At 59.9% G+C, this 20,833-nt stretch carries 15 protein-coding genes; all 15 read left to right on the top strand.

What is annotated here, in order from left to right:
- Window positions 1-151: 151 nt before the first annotated feature.
- The 15 genes from gluQRS to ACZZ0A_RS21075 all read left to right on the top strand — a co-directional run bounded on the left by gluQRS (window position 152) and on the right by ACZZ0A_RS21075 (window position 20,646).
- Window positions 152-1,048 carry a tRNA glutamyl-Q(34) synthetase GluQRS gene (gene gluQRS / locus ACZZ0A_RS21005; RefSeq protein WP_463543683.1) on the top strand — a complete coding sequence of 299 codons (897 nt, stop codon included), beginning with the start codon at window positions 152-154 and terminating at the stop codon, window positions 1,046-1,048.
- A 77-nt stretch (window positions 1,049-1,125) separates the two neighbouring features.
- Entirely contained in the window at window positions 1,126-1,302 is a 177-nt protein-coding gene (locus tag ACZZ0A_RS21010) for a hypothetical protein (RefSeq protein WP_003176118.1), read from the top strand.
- The gene (locus ACZZ0A_RS21015) at window positions 1,286-4,240 is read left to right on the top strand and encodes a sensor histidine kinase (RefSeq protein ID WP_007909920.1); all 2,955 of its coding nucleotides are present in this window, start codon (window positions 1,286-1,288) and stop codon (window positions 4,238-4,240) included. Before ACZZ0A_RS21010 ends, ACZZ0A_RS21015 begins: the two co-directional genes overlap by 17 nt.
- 22 nt (window positions 4,241-4,262) lie before the next feature.
- Window positions 4,263-5,699, top strand: a complete 1,437-nt coding sequence (locus tag ACZZ0A_RS21020; RefSeq protein WP_007909919.1) for a sigma-54-dependent transcriptional regulator — start codon at window positions 4,263-4,265, stop codon at window positions 5,697-5,699.
- A gap of 733 nt (window positions 5,700-6,432) precedes the next feature.
- Window positions 6,433-7,836 carry a polynucleotide adenylyltransferase PcnB gene (locus ACZZ0A_RS21025; protein ID WP_038369032.1) on the top strand — a complete coding sequence of 468 codons (1,404 nt, stop codon included), beginning with the start codon at window positions 6,433-6,435 and terminating at the stop codon, window positions 7,834-7,836.
- A 4-nt stretch (window positions 7,837-7,840) separates the two neighbouring features.
- Window positions 7,841-8,326 carry a 2-amino-4-hydroxy-6-hydroxymethyldihydropteridine diphosphokinase gene (gene folK, locus ACZZ0A_RS21030; protein ID WP_463543684.1) on the top strand — a complete coding sequence of 162 codons (486 nt, stop codon included), beginning with the start codon at window positions 7,841-7,843 and terminating at the stop codon, window positions 8,324-8,326.
- A 389-nt stretch (window positions 8,327-8,715) separates the two neighbouring features.
- Entirely contained in the window at window positions 8,716-9,516 is an 801-nt protein-coding gene (gene panB, locus ACZZ0A_RS21035; protein ID WP_463543685.1) for a 3-methyl-2-oxobutanoate hydroxymethyltransferase, read from the top strand.
- On the top strand, window positions 9,513-10,373 hold the full coding sequence (gene panC / locus ACZZ0A_RS21040) for a pantoate--beta-alanine ligase (protein ID WP_007909915.1): 861 nt from the start codon (window positions 9,513-9,515) through the stop codon (window positions 10,371-10,373). The genes panB and panC overlap by 4 nt, the downstream gene beginning before the upstream one ends.
- Window positions 10,374-10,583: 210 nt before the next feature.
- Entirely contained in the window at window positions 10,584-10,964 is a 381-nt protein-coding gene (gene panD / locus ACZZ0A_RS21045) for an aspartate 1-decarboxylase (RefSeq protein ID WP_003205654.1), read from the top strand.
- Window positions 10,965-11,195: 231 nt separating this feature from the next.
- Window positions 11,196-12,860: a glucose-6-phosphate isomerase gene (gene pgi / locus ACZZ0A_RS21050; RefSeq protein ID WP_007909914.1), complete on the top strand. Its 1,665-nt coding sequence runs from the start codon at window positions 11,196-11,198 to the stop codon at window positions 12,858-12,860.
- Window positions 12,861-13,181: 321 nt separating this feature from the next.
- Window positions 13,182-15,119 carry an acetate--CoA ligase gene (acs, locus tag ACZZ0A_RS21055; RefSeq protein WP_007909913.1) on the top strand — a complete coding sequence of 646 codons (1,938 nt, stop codon included), beginning with the start codon at window positions 13,182-13,184 and terminating at the stop codon, window positions 15,117-15,119.
- A 51-nt stretch (window positions 15,120-15,170) separates the two neighbouring features.
- Window positions 15,171-16,043, top strand: a complete 873-nt coding sequence (locus tag ACZZ0A_RS21060) for an oxygenase MpaB family protein (protein ID WP_463543686.1) — start codon at window positions 15,171-15,173, stop codon at window positions 16,041-16,043.
- 139 nt (window positions 16,044-16,182) lie between these two features.
- The gene (locus ACZZ0A_RS21065) at window positions 16,183-17,199 is read left to right on the top strand and encodes a class I SAM-dependent rRNA methyltransferase (protein ID WP_414916782.1); all 1,017 of its coding nucleotides are present in this window, start codon (window positions 16,183-16,185) and stop codon (window positions 17,197-17,199) included.
- A 199-nt stretch (window positions 17,200-17,398) separates the two neighbouring features.
- Window positions 17,399-20,350 carry a DUF748 domain-containing protein gene (locus ACZZ0A_RS21070; protein ID WP_463543687.1) on the top strand — a complete coding sequence of 984 codons (2,952 nt, stop codon included), beginning with the start codon at window positions 17,399-17,401 and terminating at the stop codon, window positions 20,348-20,350.
- A complete protein-coding gene (locus ACZZ0A_RS21075; RefSeq protein WP_007909909.1) occupies window positions 20,350-20,646 on the top strand; it encodes a DUF2845 domain-containing protein in 297 nt (98 codons plus the stop codon). The genes ACZZ0A_RS21070 and ACZZ0A_RS21075 overlap by 1 nt, the downstream gene beginning before the upstream one ends.
- The last annotated feature ends 187 nt before the right edge of the window (window positions 20,647-20,833 follow it).

Below are 20,833 nucleotides of genomic sequence, written 5' to 3' on the forward strand. Positions count from 1 at the left end.
TTTTGTTTCTGCCTTTTGCCTTTTGTAGGAGTGAGCCTGCTCGCGAAATCGGTGTGTCATTCAGCATTTAATCGTCTGAAATTACGCTATCGCGAGCAGGCTCGCTCCCACAGGTTGACCTGCGTATAGCCTGAAAAGTAGCTTCGTCTCCATGACTGCCAAAACATCCCCCGCCTACATCGGCCGCTTCGCCCCAACCCCGAGTGGCCACCTGCACTTCGGTTCGCTGGTTGCCGCCCTCGCCTCCTACCTCGACGCCCGTTCGGTCGGTGGTCGCTGGCTGGTGCGCATGGAAGATCTCGATCCGCCCCGTGAAGAACCCGGTGCGCAGGTGGCGATCCTCAAGGCGCTGGAGAGTTACGGCTTTGAATGGGACGGCGACATGGTGCGTCAGAGCGATCGCCACGATGCTTACGCCGAAGTGCTCAACAGCCTGTTCAATCATGGCCTGGCCTACGCTTGCACCTGCTCGCGCAAACAGCTCGAAGCGTACAACGGCATCTATCCGGGCCTGTGCCGCAATGCCGGTCACGATCAGCAAGACGCGGCGATCCGCCTGCGCGTGCCGGAACTGGAATACCACTTCATCGATCGTGTTCAGGGCGAATACCGCCAGCATCTGGGCCGCGACGTCGGCGATTTCGTGATCCGTCGCCGCGACGGCCTCTACGCCTATCAACTGGCCGTGGTGCTCGATGATGCCTGGCAAGGCATCACCGACATCGTGCGCGGTGCCGACCTGCTCGACTCGACCCCACGCCAACTCTATCTGCAAGAATTGCTCGGCTTGCGCCAACCGCGTTACCTGCACTTGCCGCTGATTACTCAACCGGACGGCAACAAGCTCGGCAAGTCCTATCGTTCGCCGCCGCTTGAAGCGGATCAAGCCACGCCATTGTTGCTGCGAGCCCTGCGCGCACTGGGGCAAAACCCAAGTGCCGAACTGGCCCACGCCTCGCCGCAAGAGTTGCTGGCGTGGGGCAGCGCACACTGGGATGCCACACAGATCCCGCGCACACTGACGCTGCCCGAAGCGCAACTGCTATGACGACACTTGCAGTCGTGCGCCCATCCGTTACCATCGCCGCACGTTTTCGGGCACGCGCATAAAAAAGAGAGGCCGGGATGTACATCTATCGCTTGGTCCTGCTTTTAGTCGTGGGGATCTACCTGTTTTCCCCCGCCATCATGGATTGGTGGATCGACGCTACGGGCGCCTGGTATCGCCCGTATCTGCTCTGGCTGATCCTCATAGTCGTGACCTTCATCCTGCAGAGCCAAAAAGATGCCGATGAGCTTTAGCCTGACCCAGATGATCCTGGTCAGCGCCGCGTACCTGGCGGTGCTGTTCGGCGTTGCCTGGATCAGCGAACGGGGCATGATCCCGCGCGCGATCATTCGCCACCCGTTGACCTACACCCTGTCACTGGGTGTTTACGCCAGTGCCTGGGCGTTTTACGGCACGGTCGGCCTCGCCTACCAGTACGGCTACGGCTTTCTCTCCAGTTACCTCGGCGTGTCCGGCGCGTTTCTGCTGGCGCCGGTGCTGCTCTATCCGATCCTGAAAATCACCCGCACCTATCAACTGTCGTCGCTGGCGGATCTGTTCGCGTTCCGCTTTCGCAGCACCTGGGCCGGCGCGCTGACCACGATTTTCATGCTGATCGGCGTACTGCCGCTGTTGGCGTTGCAGATTCAGGCGGTGGCCGACTCCATCGGCATCCTCACCGGCGAGCCGATCCAGAGCCGCGTGGCGTTGGCGTTCTGTGCGCTGATCATTCTGTTCACGATTTTCTTTGGTTCCCGGCATATCGCCACCCGTGAGAAGCACGAAGGACTGGTATTTGCGATCGCCTTTGAGTCGGTGATCAAACTGATCGCCCTCGGCGGCGTCGGTTTGTATGCGCTGTATGGCGTGTTCGACGGCCCGCAGCAACTTGAGCTGTGGCTGCTGCAGAACCAGACCGCCCTCGCCGCCCTGCACACGCCATTGCAGGAAGGCCCGTGGCGCACGTTGCTGCTGGTGTTCTTCGCCTCGGCGATCGTGATGCCGCACATGTATCACATGACCTTTACCGAAAACCTCAATCCGCGCTCGCTGGTCAGTGCGAGCTGGGGTTTGCCGCTGTTCCTGCTGCTGATGAGTCTGGCAGTACCACTGATCCTCTGGGCCGGGCTCAAGCTCGGTGCAACGACCAATCCGGAATACTTCACCCTCGGCATCGGCATCGCCGCCAACAGCAAACCGCTGGCCTTGCTGGCTTACGTCGGTGGCTTATCGGCGGCCAGCGGATTGATCATTGTGACCACGCTCGCGCTGTCGGGCATGGCGCTGAACCACTTGGTGCTGCCGCTTTATCAACCGCCGGCCGAAGGCAATATCTACCGCTGGCTGAAGTGGACCCGCCGCGCATTGATCGTCGCGATCATCATGGCTGGTTTCGGTTTCTACCTGATGCTCGGCGCCGAACAGGATCTGGCCAACCTCGGCATCGTCGCGTTTGTGGCGACCCTGCAATTCCTGCCCGGCGTGTTGTCGGTGCTGTACTGGCCGACCGCCAATCGGCGCGGCTTTATCGCCGGTCTGCTGGCGGGGATTCTGGTCTGGGTAGTGACCATGCTGCTGCCGCTGGTCGGCAATCTGCAGGGTTTCTACATCCCGCTGCTGAACATGATTTACGTACTCGACGACACCAGTTGGCACATGGCGGCCATCGCCTCGCTCGCCGCCAACGTCTTGATGTTCACGCTGATCTCGCTGTTCACCAACGCCAGCCCCGAAGAAGCCAGCGCCGCCGAAGCCTGCGCTGTGGATAACGTCCGGCGCCCGCAACGCCGCGAACTGCACGCTGCCTCGCCCCAGGAGTTCGCCACACAACTGGCGAAACCGTTGGGCGCCAAGGCTGCGCAGAAGGAGGTCGAGCAAGCGCTGCGTGACCTCTATCTGCCTTTCGACGAACGCCGCCCGTACGCCTTGCGTCGTTTGCGCGACCGCATCGAAGCCAACCTCTCCGGCCTGATGGGCCCGAGCGTGGCGCAAGACATGGTCGAAACCTTCCTGCCCTACAAGGCCGGCGGCGAAAACTATGTGACCGAAGACATCCACTTCATCGAAAGCCGTCTCGAGGATTACCACTCGCGCCTCACAGGCCTGGCCGCCGAACTCGATGCCCTGCGTCGTTACCACCGCCAGACCCTGCAGGAACTGCCGATGGGCGTCTGCTCGCTGGCCAAGGATCAAGAGATCCTGATGTGGAACAAGGCCATGGAAGAACTCACCGGGATCGCCGCACAACGCGTGGTCGGTTCGCGTCTGAGCACCATTGGCGAGCCGTGGAAAGAGTTGCTGCAAGGCTTCATCAACCTGCCCGACGAGCATTTGCACAAACAACATCTGGCCCTTGACGGCCAGACCCGCTGGCTGAACCTGCACAAAGCCGCCATCGATGAACCGCTCGCACCGGGTAACAGTGGTCTGGTGTTACTGGTTGAGGATTTGACCGAAACCCAGATGCTCGAAGACAAACTGGTGCACTCGGAACGTCTGGCCAGCATCGGTCGCCTCGCGGCGGGGGTGGCCCACGAAATCGGCAACCCGATCACCGGCATCGCCTGTCTGGCGCAGAACCTGCGCGAAGAGCGTGAAGACGACGGCGAACTGACGGAAATCAGCGGGCAGATTCTTGAACAGACCAAACGCGTGTCACGCATCGTCCAGTCGCTGATGAGCTTCGCTCACGCCGGCAGCCATCAGCACAGCGATGAACCCGTGTGTCTGGCCGAAGTTGCCCAGGATGCTATTGGCCTGCTGGCGCTGAACCGACGCAATTTCGAAGTGCAGTTCTACAACCTGTGCGACCCCGATCACTGGGTCGAGGGTGACCCGCAGCGGCTCGCCCAGGTACTGATCAATCTGCTCTCCAACGCCCGCGACGCCTCGCCGCCGCACAGTGCGGTGCGGGTCAAGAGCGAAGCCGGCGAACACACGGTCGATCTGATCGTGGAGGACGAAGGCAGCGGAATTCCGAAGAACATCATGGACCGATTGTTCGAACCCTTCTTCACCACCAAGGATCCTGGCGAAGGCACCGGTCTGGGCCTTGCACTGGTCTATTCCATCGTTGAAGAGCATTATGGACAAATCACCATCGACAGCCCGGCTGATGTACAAAGCCAACGCGGCACCCGTATCCGGGTGACCTTACCGCGTCATGTCGAAGCGACGTCCGCTGTGAACTGAGACCGTCGAGAGTATCGAATCAATGCCGCACATTTTGATCGTCGAAGACGAAACAATTATCCGCTCCGCCTTGCGCCGCCTGCTGGAACGTAATCAGTACCAGGTCAGCGAAGCCGGTTCAGTGCAGGAAGCACAAGAACGCTTCACCATTCCTACGTTCGATCTGATCGTCAGCGATCTGCGCTTGCCGGGTGCGCCGGGCACCGAGCTGATCAAGCTCGGCCAGGGCACACCGGTGCTGATCATGACCAGTTACGCCAGCCTGCGCTCGGCGGTCGACTCGATGAAGATGGGCGCGGTGGACTACATCGCCAAGCCTTTCGACCACGATGAAATGCTTCAGGCTGTCGCGCGGATCCTGCGTGATCGCCAATCGGCACCGGCGGCCGGCGAAGCGGTTGCCAGCAAACCGGCCAATGGCAGCGGTAAATCCGCCGTCGACAACAGCAACGGCGAAATCGGCATCATCGGCTCCTGCCCGCCGATGCAGGATCTGTACAGCAAGATCCGCAAAGTCGCGCCGACCGATTCCAATGTGTTGATCCAGGGCGAGTCCGGCACCGGTAAGGAACTGGTGGCCCGCGCCCTGCACAACCTGTCGAAACGTGCCAAGGCGCCGATGATTTCGGTGAACTGCGCAGCCATTCCGGAAAGCCTGATCGAGTCCGAACTGTTCGGCCATGAGAAAGGCGCATTCACTGGCGCCAGCGCCGGGCGTGCCGGTCTGGTTGAAGCGGCGGACGGCGGCACCTTGTTCCTCGACGAAATCGGTGAGCTGCCACTGGAAGCCCAGGCCCGCCTGCTGCGCGTGTTGCAGGAAGGCGAGATTCGCCGGGTTGGCTCGGTGCAGTCGCAGAAAGTCGATGTGCGCCTGATCGCGGCGACTCACCGGGATCTCAAGAGCCTGGCGAAAATCGGCCAGTTCCGTGAAGACCTTTATTACCGTCTGCATGTGATCGCACTGAAACTGCCGGCCTTGCGCGAGCGCGGTGCCGACGTCAATGAGATCGCAACGGCTTTCCTCGCTCGCCAGAGCGCGCGCATCAACCGTACCGACCTTAAGTTTGCTGCGGATGCCGAACAGGCGATCCGTCATTATTCCTGGCCGGGTAACGTGCGTGAGCTGGAGAACGCGGTCGAGCGCGCAGTGATTCTGAGCGAAAGCCCGGAAATCTCCGCCGATCTGCTGGGCATCGATATCGAGCTGAGCGATCTGGAAGACGACGAGTTCATCGGTCTGCCACCGCAAACGGGCGGTAACGCCAGCAACAGCAGCCATGAGCCGACCGAAGACCTGTCGCTGGAAGACTACTTCCAGCACTTCGTCCTCGAGCATCAGGACCACATGACCGAGACCGAACTGGCGCGCAAACTGGGCGTCAGCCGTAAATGCCTGTGGGAACGCCGTCAGCGTCTGGGCATTCCGCGGCGCAAGACCGGGGTCGCCAGCGAGAGCTGAACGTTACCTGTCGAGTGTGCGGGTAACGCTTGAAGATGTGAAAAAACTGTTACCTCAGTCGATTCACGTAACAGAAGCCGGGGTTATCGGTAACGAAACCCCGGCTTTTTTTCGCCCCGACAAAACGGTTATATCGACCTAACCCCTTGTTTTATTGGGTTTCGCAAAAGTTGGCACGGCACCTGCTATATGTTCAGTACAAGAACAATAACAAGCAATGCACAAGACAATAAAAATAAGACGAATCGACTCACGCACAATAAAAACAAGACGGCGAGAGGCGCAGCTAACTGATTCTTTTGGAGAGGCGTTGTATTTGGGGCTTGCCCCACGACCAGGCCGAGAACAACAAAAACTGTCCTAAGACAGAGCCTGTACTGGTTGGATCGAGAGATCACTGCAATTCAGCGACCAAAGCAATCCGTTTGCTCTTGGCTCCCGATTGGGAGGGTCACGAAGGAAACACTTCGTGGCGAGGGCACTCAACAAAAACAAGAAGCCCGAATCAATAATAAAAAGAGCACGCAACTACTTCTTGGGGAGCTTCGGCTCCCCTTGTAGTTTCTCCTCGTAGCAAAATCCCCCCTTTTTATCGTGCGCGATGCCTGTAGCCTGCGGCTTGCAGCTCAAATCGGCCGTGTCCTACACCATCCCCCGACTAAATGCTAGAATCTGCGCCCATCATGCGGTCATTCTTTGGTATGGCCGAACATTCCTTCAAACAGTGCATCCCATGCTGAAGAAGTTGTTCCAGTCATTCCGAACTCCCGTGCGTCGTACGCAACACATCCGCAGCACCCCTGAAGTGCTCAACAGCGGCCAACATTCGCTGCAGAAAACGCAGTTCAGCCGCTATGCGGTGAATATCGTCGAACGCCTGCAAGGTGCCGGTTACCAGGCTTATCTGGTCGGCGGTTGCGTGCGTGACATGCTGCTGGGCATCACGCCCAAGGATTTCGACGTCGCCACCAGCGCCACCCCCGAGCAAGTCCGTGCCGAATTCCGCAATGCGCGGATCATCGGTCGCCGCTTCAAACTGGTGCATATCCATTTCGGCCGCGAAATCATTGAAGTCGCGACCTTCCGCGCCAATCACCCGGTAAACGAAGACGACGAAGACAGCAACCAGTCTTCGCGTAACGAGAGCGGGCGGATTCTGCGCGACAACGTTTACGGCACCCTGGAAGAAGACGCGCAACGCCGCGACTTCACCATCAACGCCCTGTATTACGATCCGGTCAGCGAGCGCATCCTCGATTACGCCAACGGCGTACACGATATCCGCAACCACCTGATCCGCTTGATCGGTGATCCGAAGCAGCGTTACCAGGAAGACCCGGTGCGCATGCTGCGCGCGGTGCGTTTCGCCGCCAAGCTCAATTTCGGCATTGAAAAGCACACCGTGCAGCCGATCCGTGAACTGGCGCCAATGCTGCGCGAGATCCCGTCGGCGCGTCTGTTCGAAGAAGTGCTCAAGCTGTTCCTCTCGGGACACGGTGCGATCACTTTCGAAATGCTGGTTGATCTGCAGCTGTTCGCCCCATTGTTCCCGGCCAGTGCCGATGCGCTGGAACACAACCCGGAGTACACGCACACGCTGATCAGCGAAGCGCTGACCAACACCGACCTGCGCATCAAGCAGAACAAACCGGTGACCCCGGCGTTCCTGTTTGCCGCGCTGTTGTGGCCTGCTTTGCCGGCCCGCGTGCTGCGTCTGCAAGAACGTGGCATGCCGCCGATTCCGGCGATGCAGGAAGGCGCTCACGAACTGATCGCCGAACAGTGCCAGCGCATTGCGATTCCGAAGCGTTTTACCATGCCGATCCGCGAGATCTGGGACATGCAGGAGCGTCTGCCACGGCGCAGCGGCAAACGTGCCGACCTGTTGCTGGACAACCCGCGTTTCCGTGCCGGTTACGACTTCCTGCTGCTGCGTGAAAGCGCTGGCGAGGAAACCGATGGCCTGGGCGAATGGTGGACGGATTATCAGGACGCCAACGACAGCGAGCGCCGCGACATGATCCGCGACCTCAGCGGTAAAGGTGATGACGCCAGTGGCGCGCCGCGCAAACGTCGCCGCAGCAGCGGTTCCAAGCGCAAACGCGCCGGCGCACCGAGCGCTTCGACAGGCGAGTAAAGGCATGGAACGCATCTACATCGGCATGGGCAGCAACCTCGCTGACCCGGCCGAACAGTTGCGCAGCGCCGTCGAGGCGCTGGGGCAATTGCCGCAGACCCTGCTCGCTGGCGTTTCTGCCTTTTATCAAAGCGATTCATTGCTGCCGGGCCAGCCGCGTTACACCAACGCGGTCGCGGCGCTCGACAGCGATCTTGCGCCGATTGCACTGCTCGACGCGCTGCAAGCCATCGAAAACGATCAAGGTCGCGAACGCCTTGAGCGTTGGGGGCCTCGTACGCTGGATCTGGATATTCTGCTGTTCGGCGATCAACTGATCGACGAGCCGCGCCTGAAAGTCCCGCATTACCAGATTCAGGAACGCGCGTTCGTGTTGTATCCGCTCGCCGAACTGGCCCCACAGGACCTGCGCCTGGCCGATGGCCGCAACCTCTCCAATCTGCTGGCAGCCTGCCCGTTCGTCGGCTTGGAACGCCTCCCCCACGCCTGACATAAATCCCTTGTAGGAGCTGCTGAACGCTGCGATCTTTTGATCTTCAAAATCAAGATCAAAAGATCGCAGCGTTCCGCAGTTCCTACAGGAATAGCTTTCCATATCCAGATTTATTGTCGGACAAAAACCCCGCGAATCAGGCCCGCCGCGCCGCTGAATCGCATCAGTAACGGCGGTAACACTCCCCTCGTAACAATGCGGTAACACACGCAATTGACTTCCTGTTGGCTCATCACGACTATAGGCGTCCCGCTGCCGCCAACCCGGCACATACGGGCGCAATCCAGGCCTTATAAGCACGACAAAAGAGCGTGCGCCTGAGTAGATGAAGAATCACGCGCGTTACTCGCAGTAGTTTCCAGAGCGCCTGAACGAGGATTTTTTACATGCCAGCCATCACCCTGACCACGCTCCAGAGCCTCAAGCAGAAAGGTGAAAAGATCACCATGCTGACCTGCTATGACGCGACCTTCGCCCACGCCTGTAATGAGGCCGGTGTCGAAGTGCTGCTGGTGGGCGACTCCCTCGGCATGGTCCTGCAAGGTCACGACAGCACGTTGCCGGTGACCACCGCAGAAATGGCCTACCACACCGCTTGCGTCAAACGCGGCAACACTGATGCCCTGATCCTTGCCGACCTGCCGTTCATGGCCAACGCCACCCTTGAACAAACCATGACCAACAGCGCCATGCTGATGCAGGCCGGTGCGCACATGGTCAAGGTCGAAGGTCAGTTGTGGCTCGCCGAGTCGATCCGTCTGCTCGCCGAACGCGGTGTACCGGTGTGCGCGCACATGGGCCTGACCCCGCAAGCGGTGAACATTCTTGGCGGCTATAAAGTGCAGGGTCGCAACGAGAACCAGGCACGGCAGATGCGCGCTGACGCGATTTCGCTGGAACAGGCCGGTGCGGCGATGCTGCTGCTCGAATGCGTGCCGAGTGAACTGGCCGCTGAAATCAGCCAGGCAGTGAAGATTCCGGTGATCGGGATCGGCGCCGGTAACGCCACCGACGGTCAAGTATTGGTGCTGCACGACATGCTCGGCCTGTCGATCACTGGCCGCATGCCGAAGTTCGTGAAGAACTTCATGCAGGGTCAGGACAGCATCCAGTCCGCGCTGAAGGCTTACGTCAACGAAGTCAAAGCCACCACGTTCCCTGGCATCGAACACGGATTCTCTGCATGAACACCGTTAAAACCGTACGCGAACTGCGCGCCGCTGTCGCCCGCGCCCGTAGCGAAGGCAAGCGCATCGGCTTCGTGCCGACCATGGGCAATCTGCACAGCGGTCACGTTGCACTGATCACCAAAGCCACGCAACGTGTGGATTTCGTGGTCGCGAGCATTTTCGTCAATCCGCTGCAATTCGGCGCCGGCGAAGACCTCGATAAATACCCGCGCACCTTGGCAGCGGATCAGGAGAAGCTGCTCGAAGCCGGTTGCTCCCTGCTCTTCGCCCCGACGGTCGAAGAAATGTACCCCGACGGCATGGCCGGACAGACTCGGGTCAGCGTGCCGCAATTGTCCGAAGGCCTGTGCGGCGCCAGCCGTCCGGGGCACTTTGAAGGCGTGGCGACCGTGGTCAGCAAGCTGTTCAACATGGTCCAGCCGGATTTGGCGATTTTCGGCCAGAAGGATTATCAGCAACTGGCGGTGATTCGCGCCCTGGTGCACGACTTGAACATGCCGATCCAGATCATTGGCGAACCGACTGTGCGTGCCGCCGACGGCCTGGCGCTGTCCTCGCGCAATGGCTTCCTCAGCGAAGAACAACGTGCGGTGGCCCCGGTGGTTTATCGCAGCCTGAGCAACATTGCCGAGTCGATCAAGCAAGGCGAACGGGATTTCCCGGCGTTGATCAGTGCTCAGCAGCAACTGCTGGAGGCATCTGGGTTGCGTCCGGATTACCTGGAAATCCGCCACGCCCTGACCCTGCGTCCGGCGACGGCTGAAGACCGTGATCTGGTGATTCTGGTGGCCGCATTCCTCGGCACTACGCGGTTGATCGACAACCTGCACCTGAATCTCGATACCCCGGTTTAACCTACACCGCAATACCCCCTGTAGGAGTGAGCCTGCTCGCGATAGCGGTGTGTCAGTCAGCATCAGTGTTGAATGACACACCGCTATCGCGAGCAGGCTCACTCCTACAGTGTTTTTCAGCGTCATGAAGATTGCATTCCAGCTGTATTGCCGCCCTCAAAGCCTTCGGGCACACTGCCCGCCGTTCGATTCCAACCCGGGAAAACCCTCATGCACGCGATCATGCTCAAGGCCAAACTGCACCGCGCCGAAGTCACTCATGCGGTGCTCGATTACGAAGGTTCGTGCGCCATCGATGGCGAGTGGCTGGACTTGTCCGGCATCCGTGAATACGAGCAGATCCAGATTTACAACGTCGACAACGGCGAGCGTTTCACCACCTACGCGATTCGTGGCGAAGAAGGCTCGCGGATGATCTCCGTCAACGGCGCCGCTGCACACAAGGCCAAGGTTGGCGACCGCGTGATCATTTGTGCCTACGCCCATTACAGCGAAGCCGAGCTGGTCAATTTCAAGCCGCGCATGCTTTACATGGCGCCGGGCAATGAGCTGAGCCACACCAGCAACGCCATCCCGGTTCAGCTCGCCTGATCGCGAAACCGCCCCGCTCCCCCTCCGTTTGTCGGCCAGTTCCCGGTCTCGATGTTAAAAAAGTACAGGGATCTGGTCAGACAAAGTCAAGACAGAACGCAGCGCGAGGTTTACTGTATTCGCCCTGTGTCCAGAAATCGTGTCGACGCAGTTGATCCCATGCCCAAACATGGCGTGCCGGGTCTGTTCAGTGTTCAAAAGGCCGTTCAAGTAAAAAGGAAAACCGCAGCGATGGCGTATTACCTCACTCCTCAAGACGTTACCGCTCTGCCCGCCTGGCAAGCGTTGAAAGATCACCGCCAAGCCATGCAGGATTTCAGCATGCGCGAAGCCTTCAACGCCGATCCGCAGCGCTTCAACCAGTTCACCCTCAGCAGCTGCGGACTGTTTCTCGATTATTCGAAGAATTTGATCAACGCCCAGACCCGCAACCTGCTGGTCGGTCTGGCCAATGAAGTCGATCTCAAAGGCGCCATCAAAGCGCTGTTTGAAGGCGAAATCGTCAACACTTCCGAAGGCCGCCCGGCGCTGCACACCGCCCTGCGCCGCCCGGTAGGCGACAAACTGTCGGTCAACGGCGTCAACGTGATGCCGGAAGTCCACAAGGTTCTGAACCAGATTACCGATCTGGTCGGCCGCATCCACGACGGTCTGTGGCGTGGTTACACCGAGAAGCCGATCACCGACGTGGTCAACATCGGCATCGGTGGCTCGTTCCTCGGCCCTGAGCTGGTCTCCGAAGCACTGCTGTCGTACGCGCAGAAAGGCGTGCGTTGCCATTATCTGGCGAACATCGACGGCAGCGAATTCCACGAGCTGACGCAGAAACTGCGCGCCGAGACCACGCTGTTCATTGTTTCGTCGAAGTCGTTCAACACCCTCGAAACCCTGAAGAACGCTCAGGCTGCTCGTGCCTGGTACCTGGCACAGGGCGGTTCGGAAGCCGAGCTGTATCGTCACTTCATCGCTGTATCGAGCAACAACGCGGCAGCCGTGGCGTTCGGTATCCGTGAAGAAAACATCTTCCCGATGTGGGACTGGGTTGGCGGTCGTTACTCGCTGTGGTCGGCCATCGGTTTGCCGATTGCCCTGGCCATCGGCATGTCCAACTTCAAGGAGCTGCTGTCCGGCGCCTACACCATGGACCAGCATTTCCAGACCGCGCCGTTCGAACAGAACATGCCGGTGCTGCTGGCCCTGCTCGGTGTCTGGTACGGCAACTTCTGGGGCGCGCAAAGCCACGCGATCCTGCCGTACGACCACTACCTGCGCAACATCACCAAGCACTTGCAACAGCTGGACATGGAATCCAACGGCAAGAGCGTGCGTCAGGACGGCACGCCGGTGTCGACCGATACCGGTCCGGTGATCTGGGGCGGCGTCGGCTGCAACGGTCAGCACGCCTACCACCAGTTGCTGCATCAAGGTTCGCAGTTGATCCCGGCCGACTTCATCGTGCCGATCGTCAGCTTCAACCCGGTCTCCGACCACCATCAGTGGCTGTACGCCAACTGCTTGTCGCAGAGCCAGGCGCTGATGCTCGGCAAGACCCTGCCGGAAGCCGAGCAGGAATTGCGCGACAAGGGCATGAGCGAAGAGCAGGTGCACAAACTCGCGCCGCACAAGGTGATCCCGGGCAACCGCCCGAGCAACACCATCGTGGTCGAACGCATCAGCCCGCGTCGCCTCGGCGCATTGGTTGCCATGTATGAGCACAAAGTGTTCGTACAGAGCGTGGTCTGGGGCATCAACGCCTTCGACCAATGGGGCGTGGAGTTGGGCAAGGAACTGGGCAAAGGCGTTTACAACCGCCTGGTCGGCAGCGATGAAACCCTTGCTGATGATCCTTCCACCCAGGGCCTGATCAACTACTTCCGCGGTCGTCACCGCGGTTGATCTGTTGCTTGATAGAGAGCCCCTGAAGTTCAGGGGCTTTTTTTCGTCTGGCGTTTGGCGTGGATTTCGCGGTGGCAGCCAAATCGCTTCCCCCTCACCCCAGCCCTCTCCCCCCAAGGGGTAGAGGGGGAAAGGGAGCCGATTTTCACGCTTTTCAATACTTGAGTTCGACTCCGGAATTTCAAGTCGATGTATCAAGCCCAAACACCTCGGTCAGTCCCCTCTCCCTTTGGGAGAGGGTTAGGGTGAGGGGCGGCCTTGATCCCTTCCCCCCATCAGCGCATCTTTATCCTTGTCGCACCACAAGAATAAGGAACCGTCATGTTTGATATCAGCACGTTCCCCAAAGCCGATGCCGTCCGCCGGGCTGCGCAATTGAGTCAGGATGAGTATCGACGGCTTTACCGCGAATCCATTGAACACCCCACGGCCTTCTGGGCCGAACAGGCCACGCGTTTCCTCGACTGGAGCACGCCGTGGCAGACCGTTCAGCGCTACGACCTGAAAACCGGTGAAGCCGCCTGGTTTGCCGGGGGCAAACTGAACGTCAGCTACAACTGCATCGACCGTCACCTGGAACAGCGCGGCGAGCAGACCGCCCTGCTCTGGGAAGGCGACGATCCCGCCGAGTCGGCGCAAATCACTTATAAAAAACTCCACCACCACGTCTGCCGCTTGGCTAACGTGCTGAAAAGCCGTGGCGTGAAGAAAGGTGACCGGGTGTGCATCTACATGCCGATGATCCCCGAAGCCGCGTACGCCATGCTCGCCTGTTCGCGGATCGGCGCGATTCACTCGGTGGTGTTCGGCGGTTTCTCCCCTGATTCCCTGCGTGACCGCATTCTCGATGCCGATTGCCGCACGGTGATCACTGCAGATGAAGGCGTGCGCGGCGGCAAGTTCGTGCCACTGAAGCAGAACGTCGACAAAGCCCTGCAAAGTTGCCCGGACGTCAGCACCGTCGTGGTGGTCGAGCGCAGCCAAGGCAAGGTCGACTGGGTCGAGGGGCGCGATATCTGGTATCACCAGGCCGTGCGCGATGTCAGCGACGATTGCCCGCCAGAACCGATGGACGCCGAAGATCCGCTGTTCATCCTCTACACCTCCGGCAGTACCGGCAAACCCAAAGGCGTGCTGCACACTACCGGCGGCTATTTGCTGCAAGCGGCGATGACCTTCAAATACGTGCTCGATTACCGCGACGGCGAAGTGTTTTGGTGCACCGCCGACGTCGGCTGGGTCACCGGTCACAGCTATATCGTCTACGGCCCGCTGGCCAACGGCGCGACCACGCTGATGTTCGAAGGCGTACCGAGTTATCCGAGCAGCTCACGATTCTGGCAGGTCATCGATAAACACAAGGTCAATATTTTCTACACTGCACCCACCGCTCTGCGCGCGTTGATGCGCGAAGGTGCCGAACCATTGAAAGAAACCTCGCGCGCCAGCCTCAGATTGCTCGGCAGCGTCGGCGAGCCAATCAACCCTGAAGCGTGGGAATGGTATTTCAATGTCGTAGGAGAACAGCGCTGCCCCATCGTCGACACCTGGTGGCAGACCGAAACCGGCGGCATCATGCTCAGCCCGCTGGTCAGCGCCCAGCGAATCAAACCGGGCTGCGCCACACAACCGATGTTCGGCGTGCAACCGGTGCTGCTCGATGAACACGGCAAGGAAATCAAAGGCGCCGGCAGCGGCGTGCTGGCGATCAAGTCGAGTTGGCCGGCGCAGATCCGCAGCGTCTATGGCGACCCGCAGCGAATGGTCGACACCTATTTCAAACCCTACCCCGGCTACTATTTCACCGGCGACGGCGCACGCCGCGACGAGGATGGCGACTACTGGATCACCGGGCGCATCGACGACGTGATTAACGTTTCCGGCCACCGCATCGGCACGGCTGAAGTGGAAAGCGCGCTGGTGCTGCACGACAGCATCGCCGAAGCCGCCGTGGTCGGTTACCCCCACGACGTCAAAGGTCAGGGCATCTACGCCTTCGTCACGCCCATGAACGGCACCGAACCGAATGACGAGCTGAAGAAAGAACTGCTCGCCCACGTCAGCAAGGAAATCGGCAGCTTCGCCAAGCCCGACCTGATCCAGTGGGCGCCGGCCTTGCCGAAAACCCGTTCAGGCAAGATCATGCGGCGCATCTTGCGCAAGATCGCCTGCAACGAACTCGACAGCCTCGGCGACACCTCGACCTTGGCCGACCCGAGTGTGGTGCAGGGACTGATCGACAAGCGCCTCAATCAGTAACACCCCTGGCGTGGTCAACCGACCGCGCCCGCCCTTTCGCACTGAGTGGTCATGGAATTCATCCGCAGTCGTATTGAAAACCAACTCATGAGCCTGACCGGGCTGTCGCTCGGTCAACTCGACCTGGAAAACCCCAAGGGCGACCCCGGCCTGTTCGGCCCCGACTCAGTCAGTTGGCAAGTGCACGGCGATTTCAGCAGCATGTTGATCGGTGGTATCAGTGCGTTGTTGCTGCAGGCTTTGCATCCGCTGGCACTGGCCGGGGTTTGGGATCATTCGAATTTTCGTGAAGACATGCTCGGGCGTTTGCGGCGCACCAGTCAGTTTGTATCCGGCACCACGTTCGGCTCGCGACGCGACGCCGACTGGTTGATCGAGAAGGTGCGCACCATTCACCTGCAAGTGGTCGGCACCGCGCCGGATGGCCGCCCTTACGCGGCCAGCGATGCGGATTTGCTGACGTGGGTGCATGTGGCCGAAGTCAGTAACTTTCTCGCCGCGCATTTGCGTTATCGCAATCCGCATTTGTCGGGGGCGGATCAGGATCGTTATTACGCGGAAATCGCCGTGATTGCCGAACGCCTGGGCGCGCGGGATGTGCCGAAATCACGGCAAGCCGTGGCCGACTATCTGCAACGCATGCGCCCGCAGTTGTTGTGCGATGAACGCAGCCGCGAGGTTTTGCGATTGTTGCTCGCAGCACCGGCGCCGAGTGTTCTGGCGCGACCCTTTGGTGATTTGATGATGAAGGCCGGCATCGACCTGCTGCCGGACTGGGCCAGCGACATGCTCGATGTCCGGCAGAGCTCGCTGCAACGGCAATTGATTCGCGCCAGCGTCAGGCGCAGCGCACCGATGCTGCGTTGGGCGATGCGCAATGGTTCGGTGCAACGAGCGAAACGGCGGATGGGCCTGTTGACCTAAAAAGCTTCACGAGCAGGCTCGCTCCCACATTTGGAATGCATTCCCATGTGGGAGCGAGCCTGCTCGCGAAGGCAGCACCTCGGTTACCCGCCAAGCTGCTAAACTCCCGCGCCCCAATTCTCTCCAGCAAGGCGCATGCATGTCTTCCTTGAATCAGGCGCTGCGCGCCGCCCTCGATCAACGCCAGGACTTGCTCGCTGTGCTGCACAGCCAGGGCACCGATTGCTATCGGCTGTTCCACGGCAGCCAGGAAGGCGCCGGCGGTCTGACCATCGACCGCTACGGCCCGCAACTGCTGGTGCAGAGTTTTCACCAGACGCTGGAACGCGATGACCTGCTGCAACTGCACGCGATGGTCAATCAAACCCTGGGCCTGGAAACCTTGCTGGTCTACAACGACCGCTCCCGTGGCAACTCGCGCATCGACCGTGAAGACAGCGTCTACAAAGCCGAAGACGCCGCACTGGTTGATCTGGTCGGTCACGAATGGGGCCTCAACTACCGTGTGCGCGGGCGTCATGCCGGGCAGGATCCGCTGCTGTTCCTCGACCTGCGCAACACGCGCGGCTGGGTCAAGGATCACGCCAAAGGTAAATCCGTGCTCAACCTGTTTGCCTACACCTGCGGCGTTGGCCTCAGTGCCGCCGCCGGCGGCGCGAGTGAAGTGTGCAATCTGGATTTCGCCGAAGGCAATCTGGCGGTCGGACGCGAAAACGGTCGGCTTAACCCGCAGTTGCCGGAGATGGAATTCATTCAGTCGGACTACTTCCCGGCAATCCGGCAACTCGCCGGCCTGCCGATCAGCCAGCGTCGGGGGCAGAAACTGCCGAGCTACCAGCGCCTCGATCAGCGTCAATACGATCTGGTCCTGCTTGATCCGCCCGCCTGGGCCAAGAGCGCATTCGGTACCGTCGACCTGCTGCGCGACTATCAGAGCCTGCTCAAACCGGCCTTGCTGACCACCGCCGACAACGGCGTGCTGATCTGCTGCAACAACCTGGCGAAAGTCAGCATGGACGATTGGCGCGAACAGGTGCTGCGCTGCGCCGAGAAGGCCGGGCGACCGGTGCGTGAGTGGAGCGTGATGACCCCGGGCGCCGACTTCCCGTCCATGGACCAGCAACCGCCGCTGAAAACCCTGATCCTGCAGCTATAAACAACCCTGTGGGAGCTGGCTTGTCAGCGATTGCGGTGGGTCAGTCAACAAAGTTGTCGACTGGTATTCCCTCATCGCTGGCAAGCCAGCTCCCACAGGGGTTCTGTGTTTTGAGAGAAATCTGAACAATCCTGCTCCATGCGAGGTACTTCGGAACCAGAATCGCGTGCCATACTCCAAGGCACTCCGATTCAGACAGATGAAGCCGCACATGCCCAAAGGATTGATTCGCGCAATTGGCGCCTTGTTGACTGCTCTGGCCCTCTACAGCCTGCTGGGGTTTCTGATTTTGCCGGGCATCGCCCTGCGTGTGGCCAATCAACAACTGGCCAATTACGCGACGGTGCCGGCGCATATCCAGCGTATCGAGCTCAACCCGTTCAGCCTTGAAGTCACCCTGTGGGGGCTGGTCATCGGCGAGCCGGGCAAGGAACAGATCGGCTTCGATCGCTTGTACGCCGACCTGCAAATCGACAGCCTGTGGACCAAAGCCCTGCATCTGTCCAACATCGAACTGGACAAACCAAAGAGCGAAATCCTTTTCGCCAAAGACGGCAAACTCAACCTGCTGGGCCTGTTCAATGTGCCGGCCAGTGAGCCGACACCAGCCAACCCGGACGCCAAACCGTTCCCGCTGCGCATCGACAACATCAAACTGGCCGGCGGCGTCGTGCACTTTGAGGACGTGCGCCCCAGCGAACCCATCGAGTTTCTCTACGACGATCTCAGCTTCGAGCTGAAAAACCTCAGCACCCTGCCCGAAGACAGCGCCGACATGACCCTGGTCGCCATCGGCCCGGCCGGTGGCCGGATCGACTGGAGTGGCAATTTCAGCCTGATCCCGTTCACTTCCGAAGGCACCCTGAAAGTCACCGACGGCAAGATGAAAGCCTTCTGGCCCTACGTGCGAGACTCGGTGCCGCTGGTACTTGAAGACGGCGTGATCAGTCTCAGCAGCGAATACAAACTCAATCTGTCGAAAGAAACCGAACTGCAGTTGAACAATGTCGCGGTGAGCATCGCGCCCTTCGCGATCAAGGCGCCTGATGGACGCCCACTGGCAAAACTCGAACGTCTCGACATCAGCGAAACCTCGCTGGATCTGGCCAAGCAACAAGTCGTGGTCGGCAAGATCCGCAGCAACAAACTGGAAACCTGGGCGGCGCTCGAAGCTGACGGCCAACTGGACTGGCAGAAACTGTTCGCCAGCCAACCGTCGAAACCGGCCGCCAAAGCCGCCGCAGAACCTGCCAGCACGCCCGCCGCTGCCGACTCGCCGAAAGCTGAACCGACTGCGCCAAGCAAGCCTTGGCAAGTGCTGCTCAAAGACGTGCAATTGCGTAACTACACCGTGCATCTGGCCGACCGCTCGGCCCAACCGGCAGTAGCACTGGATATCACCCCACTCAACGTCGACCTGCAGGATTTCGACAGCCTCAACGGCTCGCCCTTCAAGCTCAAGCTCGAAAGCGGCGTGGGCAAGCAAGGCAAGATCACCGCCGACGGCACCGTCAATCTCGCCCCGGTCAACGCCCAGCTCAACGTGAAAACCCAGGACATCGACCTGCGCGTCGCACAGTCCTACATCAATCCTTTCATTCGCCTGGAACTGCGCAGCGGCATGCTCGGCAGTGACCTGAAGGTCAACCTAAAAAGCACCGAACCACTGGCGCTCAGCGTCACCGGCCGCGCGCAGATCGATCAACTGCACACCCTCGACACCCTGAAAACCCGCGATTTCCTCAAGTGGCAGCAAGTGGTGGTCGAAGGCCTGAATTATCAGCACGGCGACAGTCTGTCGATCGACAGGGTCAACCTGTTCCAGCCGTACGCGCGGTTCATGATCAACGATGATCGCACCACCAACATTGATGATCTGCTGATCCCGCAGCCCGCTGACAGTGGCGCAAAGAGCACAGCAGCCAAACCAGCCAGCAACGAAAAACCGCTGGGCATTCACATCGGTGGCATCGCGATCAATGACGGCTCGGCCAACTTCGCCGATTTCAGCCTGACGCCCAACTTCGCCACCGCCGTGCAGCAGCTCAACGGCCAGATCGGCACCATCGACAGCCGCCAGGCAAAACCGGCCAGCGTCGACATCAAAGGCAAGGTCGACCGCTATGCACCGGTGACCATCAAGGGCGCGGTCAATCCGTTCGACCCGATGGCCAGCCTCGACATCGCCACCAGTTTCAAACGGGTCGAACTGACGACGTTGACGCCCTACTCCGGCAAATTCGCCGGTTACCGCATTCGCAAGGGTCGGCTCAACCTCGACCTGCATTACCTGATCACCAAGGGCCAGCTCAAAGCCGAAAACAAAGTGGTGGTCGAACAATTGCAGCTCGGCGAAAAAGTCGACAGCCCGGATGCCGTGAGCCTGCCGCTGAAACTGGCGATTGCCCTGCTCAAGGACGTCGACGGCAAGATCTCCATCGAATTGCCGGTGACCGGCGACTTGAACAACCCGCAATTCAGCGTGATGCCGATTGTCTGGCAGACCTTGCGCAACCTGATCGTCAAAGCCGCGGCCGCGCCGTTCAAAATGATCGGCGGGTTGATCAGTGGCGGCGGTTCGCAAGATCTTGGCACTGTGTCGTTTGCGCCCGGCTCCAGCGAGTTGAGCAAGGATGCCGAAGCGGCGCTGATCAAGCTGTCCCAAGCACTGAAGGAACGTCCGGCACTGCGCCTGGAAATCGAGGGTACTGCCGCGCAAAGCAGCGATGGCCCATTGCTCGCCGAGCAGCGTCTGGAACGTGAATACCAGTACAACTACTACAAGATGCTCCAGCGTCGCGGCGATAAAGTCCCGGCGCAGGCGTCGTTGCTGCAAGTGCCGGACAGCGAGAAAGGTCCGCTGCTCGAAGGCATTTACCGCACCCGCCTGAAAACCCAGCCACCGGCGGAATGGAAGGATCTGGGCAAGGAAGAACGTACGGCGAAAATGCGCGAAGGCGTGATCAAGTTCTGGAGTGGCAGCGACGTGCTGTTGCGTCAGTTGGGTCAGGACCGCGCCAGCAGCATCAAGGATTATCTGGTCGATAAAGGCCAACTGGCAGACGACCGCGTGTACTTCATCGACGCCAACCTTGGCGAGGCCGAAAGCGATGGCCGCGTGGTCACGCAAATGCATCTGGATGCCGAGTGATGAAACTTCAGTGGCTGGCCTTGCTCGCAATGACGCTCGCGGCCAGTCACGCCTCGGCGTCCGATACGCTGCGCTGCGGCAGTCAATTGATCAGCCTTGGCGACCGGTCCAGCGAAGTCCTGCAGAAATGCGGTGAGCCGGTCAGCCGTGATGTGTTGGGCTACAAGCGCAGCGCCAATCGCCGCGAGGAGTTTCAGGTCGAGGAATGGACTTACGGCCCGAGCAACGGCATGTACCAATACCTGCGCTTTGAAGGCAATCGCCTGCGGCAGATCAACAGCAAACGCGGCAACTGAAAAAGCAAAAGATCGCGGCCTTCGGCAGCTCCTACAATCTGGAATGCATTTCCCTGTAGGAGCTGCCGAAGGCTGCGATCTTTTGCTTCTAAAAATAGAACAGGCCCCGACACAAGTGCCGGGGCCCGTAATGGTCACCTCCGTGTGACCGTTCGCATGAACTCTAAAGTTGCGGCAGACGTATTGC

This window comes from Pseudomonas sp. AC242, from assembly GCF_979258655.1.

Excerpts from the sequence above, each read along its gene's own strand:
- gluQRS (WP_463543683.1), top strand. The coding sequence starts at position 152 with ATGACTGCCAAAACATCCCCCGCCTACATCGGCCGCTTCGCCCCAACC.
- ACZZ0A_RS21010 (WP_003176118.1), top strand. The coding sequence starts at position 1,126 with ATGTACATCTATCGCTTGGTCCTGCTTTTAGTCGTGGGGATCTACCTG.
- ACZZ0A_RS21015 (WP_007909920.1), top strand. The coding sequence starts at position 1,286 with ATGCCGATGAGCTTTAGCCTGACCCAGATGATCCTGGTCAGCGCCGCG.
- ACZZ0A_RS21020 (WP_007909919.1), top strand. The coding sequence starts at position 4,263 with ATGCCGCACATTTTGATCGTCGAAGACGAAACAATTATCCGCTCCGCC.
- ACZZ0A_RS21025 (WP_038369032.1), top strand. The coding sequence starts at position 6,433 with ATGCTGAAGAAGTTGTTCCAGTCATTCCGAACTCCCGTGCGTCGTACG.
- folK (WP_463543684.1), top strand. The coding sequence starts at position 7,841 with ATGGAACGCATCTACATCGGCATGGGCAGCAACCTCGCTGACCCGGCC.
- panB (WP_463543685.1), top strand. The coding sequence starts at position 8,716 with ATGCCAGCCATCACCCTGACCACGCTCCAGAGCCTCAAGCAGAAAGGT.
- panC (WP_007909915.1), top strand. The coding sequence starts at position 9,513 with ATGAACACCGTTAAAACCGTACGCGAACTGCGCGCCGCTGTCGCCCGC.
- panD (WP_003205654.1), top strand. The coding sequence starts at position 10,584 with ATGCACGCGATCATGCTCAAGGCCAAACTGCACCGCGCCGAAGTCACT.
- pgi (WP_007909914.1), top strand. The coding sequence starts at position 11,196 with ATGGCGTATTACCTCACTCCTCAAGACGTTACCGCTCTGCCCGCCTGG.
- acs (WP_007909913.1), top strand. The coding sequence starts at position 13,182 with ATGTTTGATATCAGCACGTTCCCCAAAGCCGATGCCGTCCGCCGGGCT.
- ACZZ0A_RS21060 (WP_463543686.1), top strand. The coding sequence starts at position 15,171 with ATGGAATTCATCCGCAGTCGTATTGAAAACCAACTCATGAGCCTGACC.
- ACZZ0A_RS21065 (WP_414916782.1), top strand. The coding sequence starts at position 16,183 with ATGTCTTCCTTGAATCAGGCGCTGCGCGCCGCCCTCGATCAACGCCAG.
- ACZZ0A_RS21070 (WP_463543687.1), top strand. The coding sequence starts at position 17,399 with ATGAAGCCGCACATGCCCAAAGGATTGATTCGCGCAATTGGCGCCTTG.
- ACZZ0A_RS21075 (WP_007909909.1), top strand. The coding sequence starts at position 20,350 with ATGAAACTTCAGTGGCTGGCCTTGCTCGCAATGACGCTCGCGGCCAGT.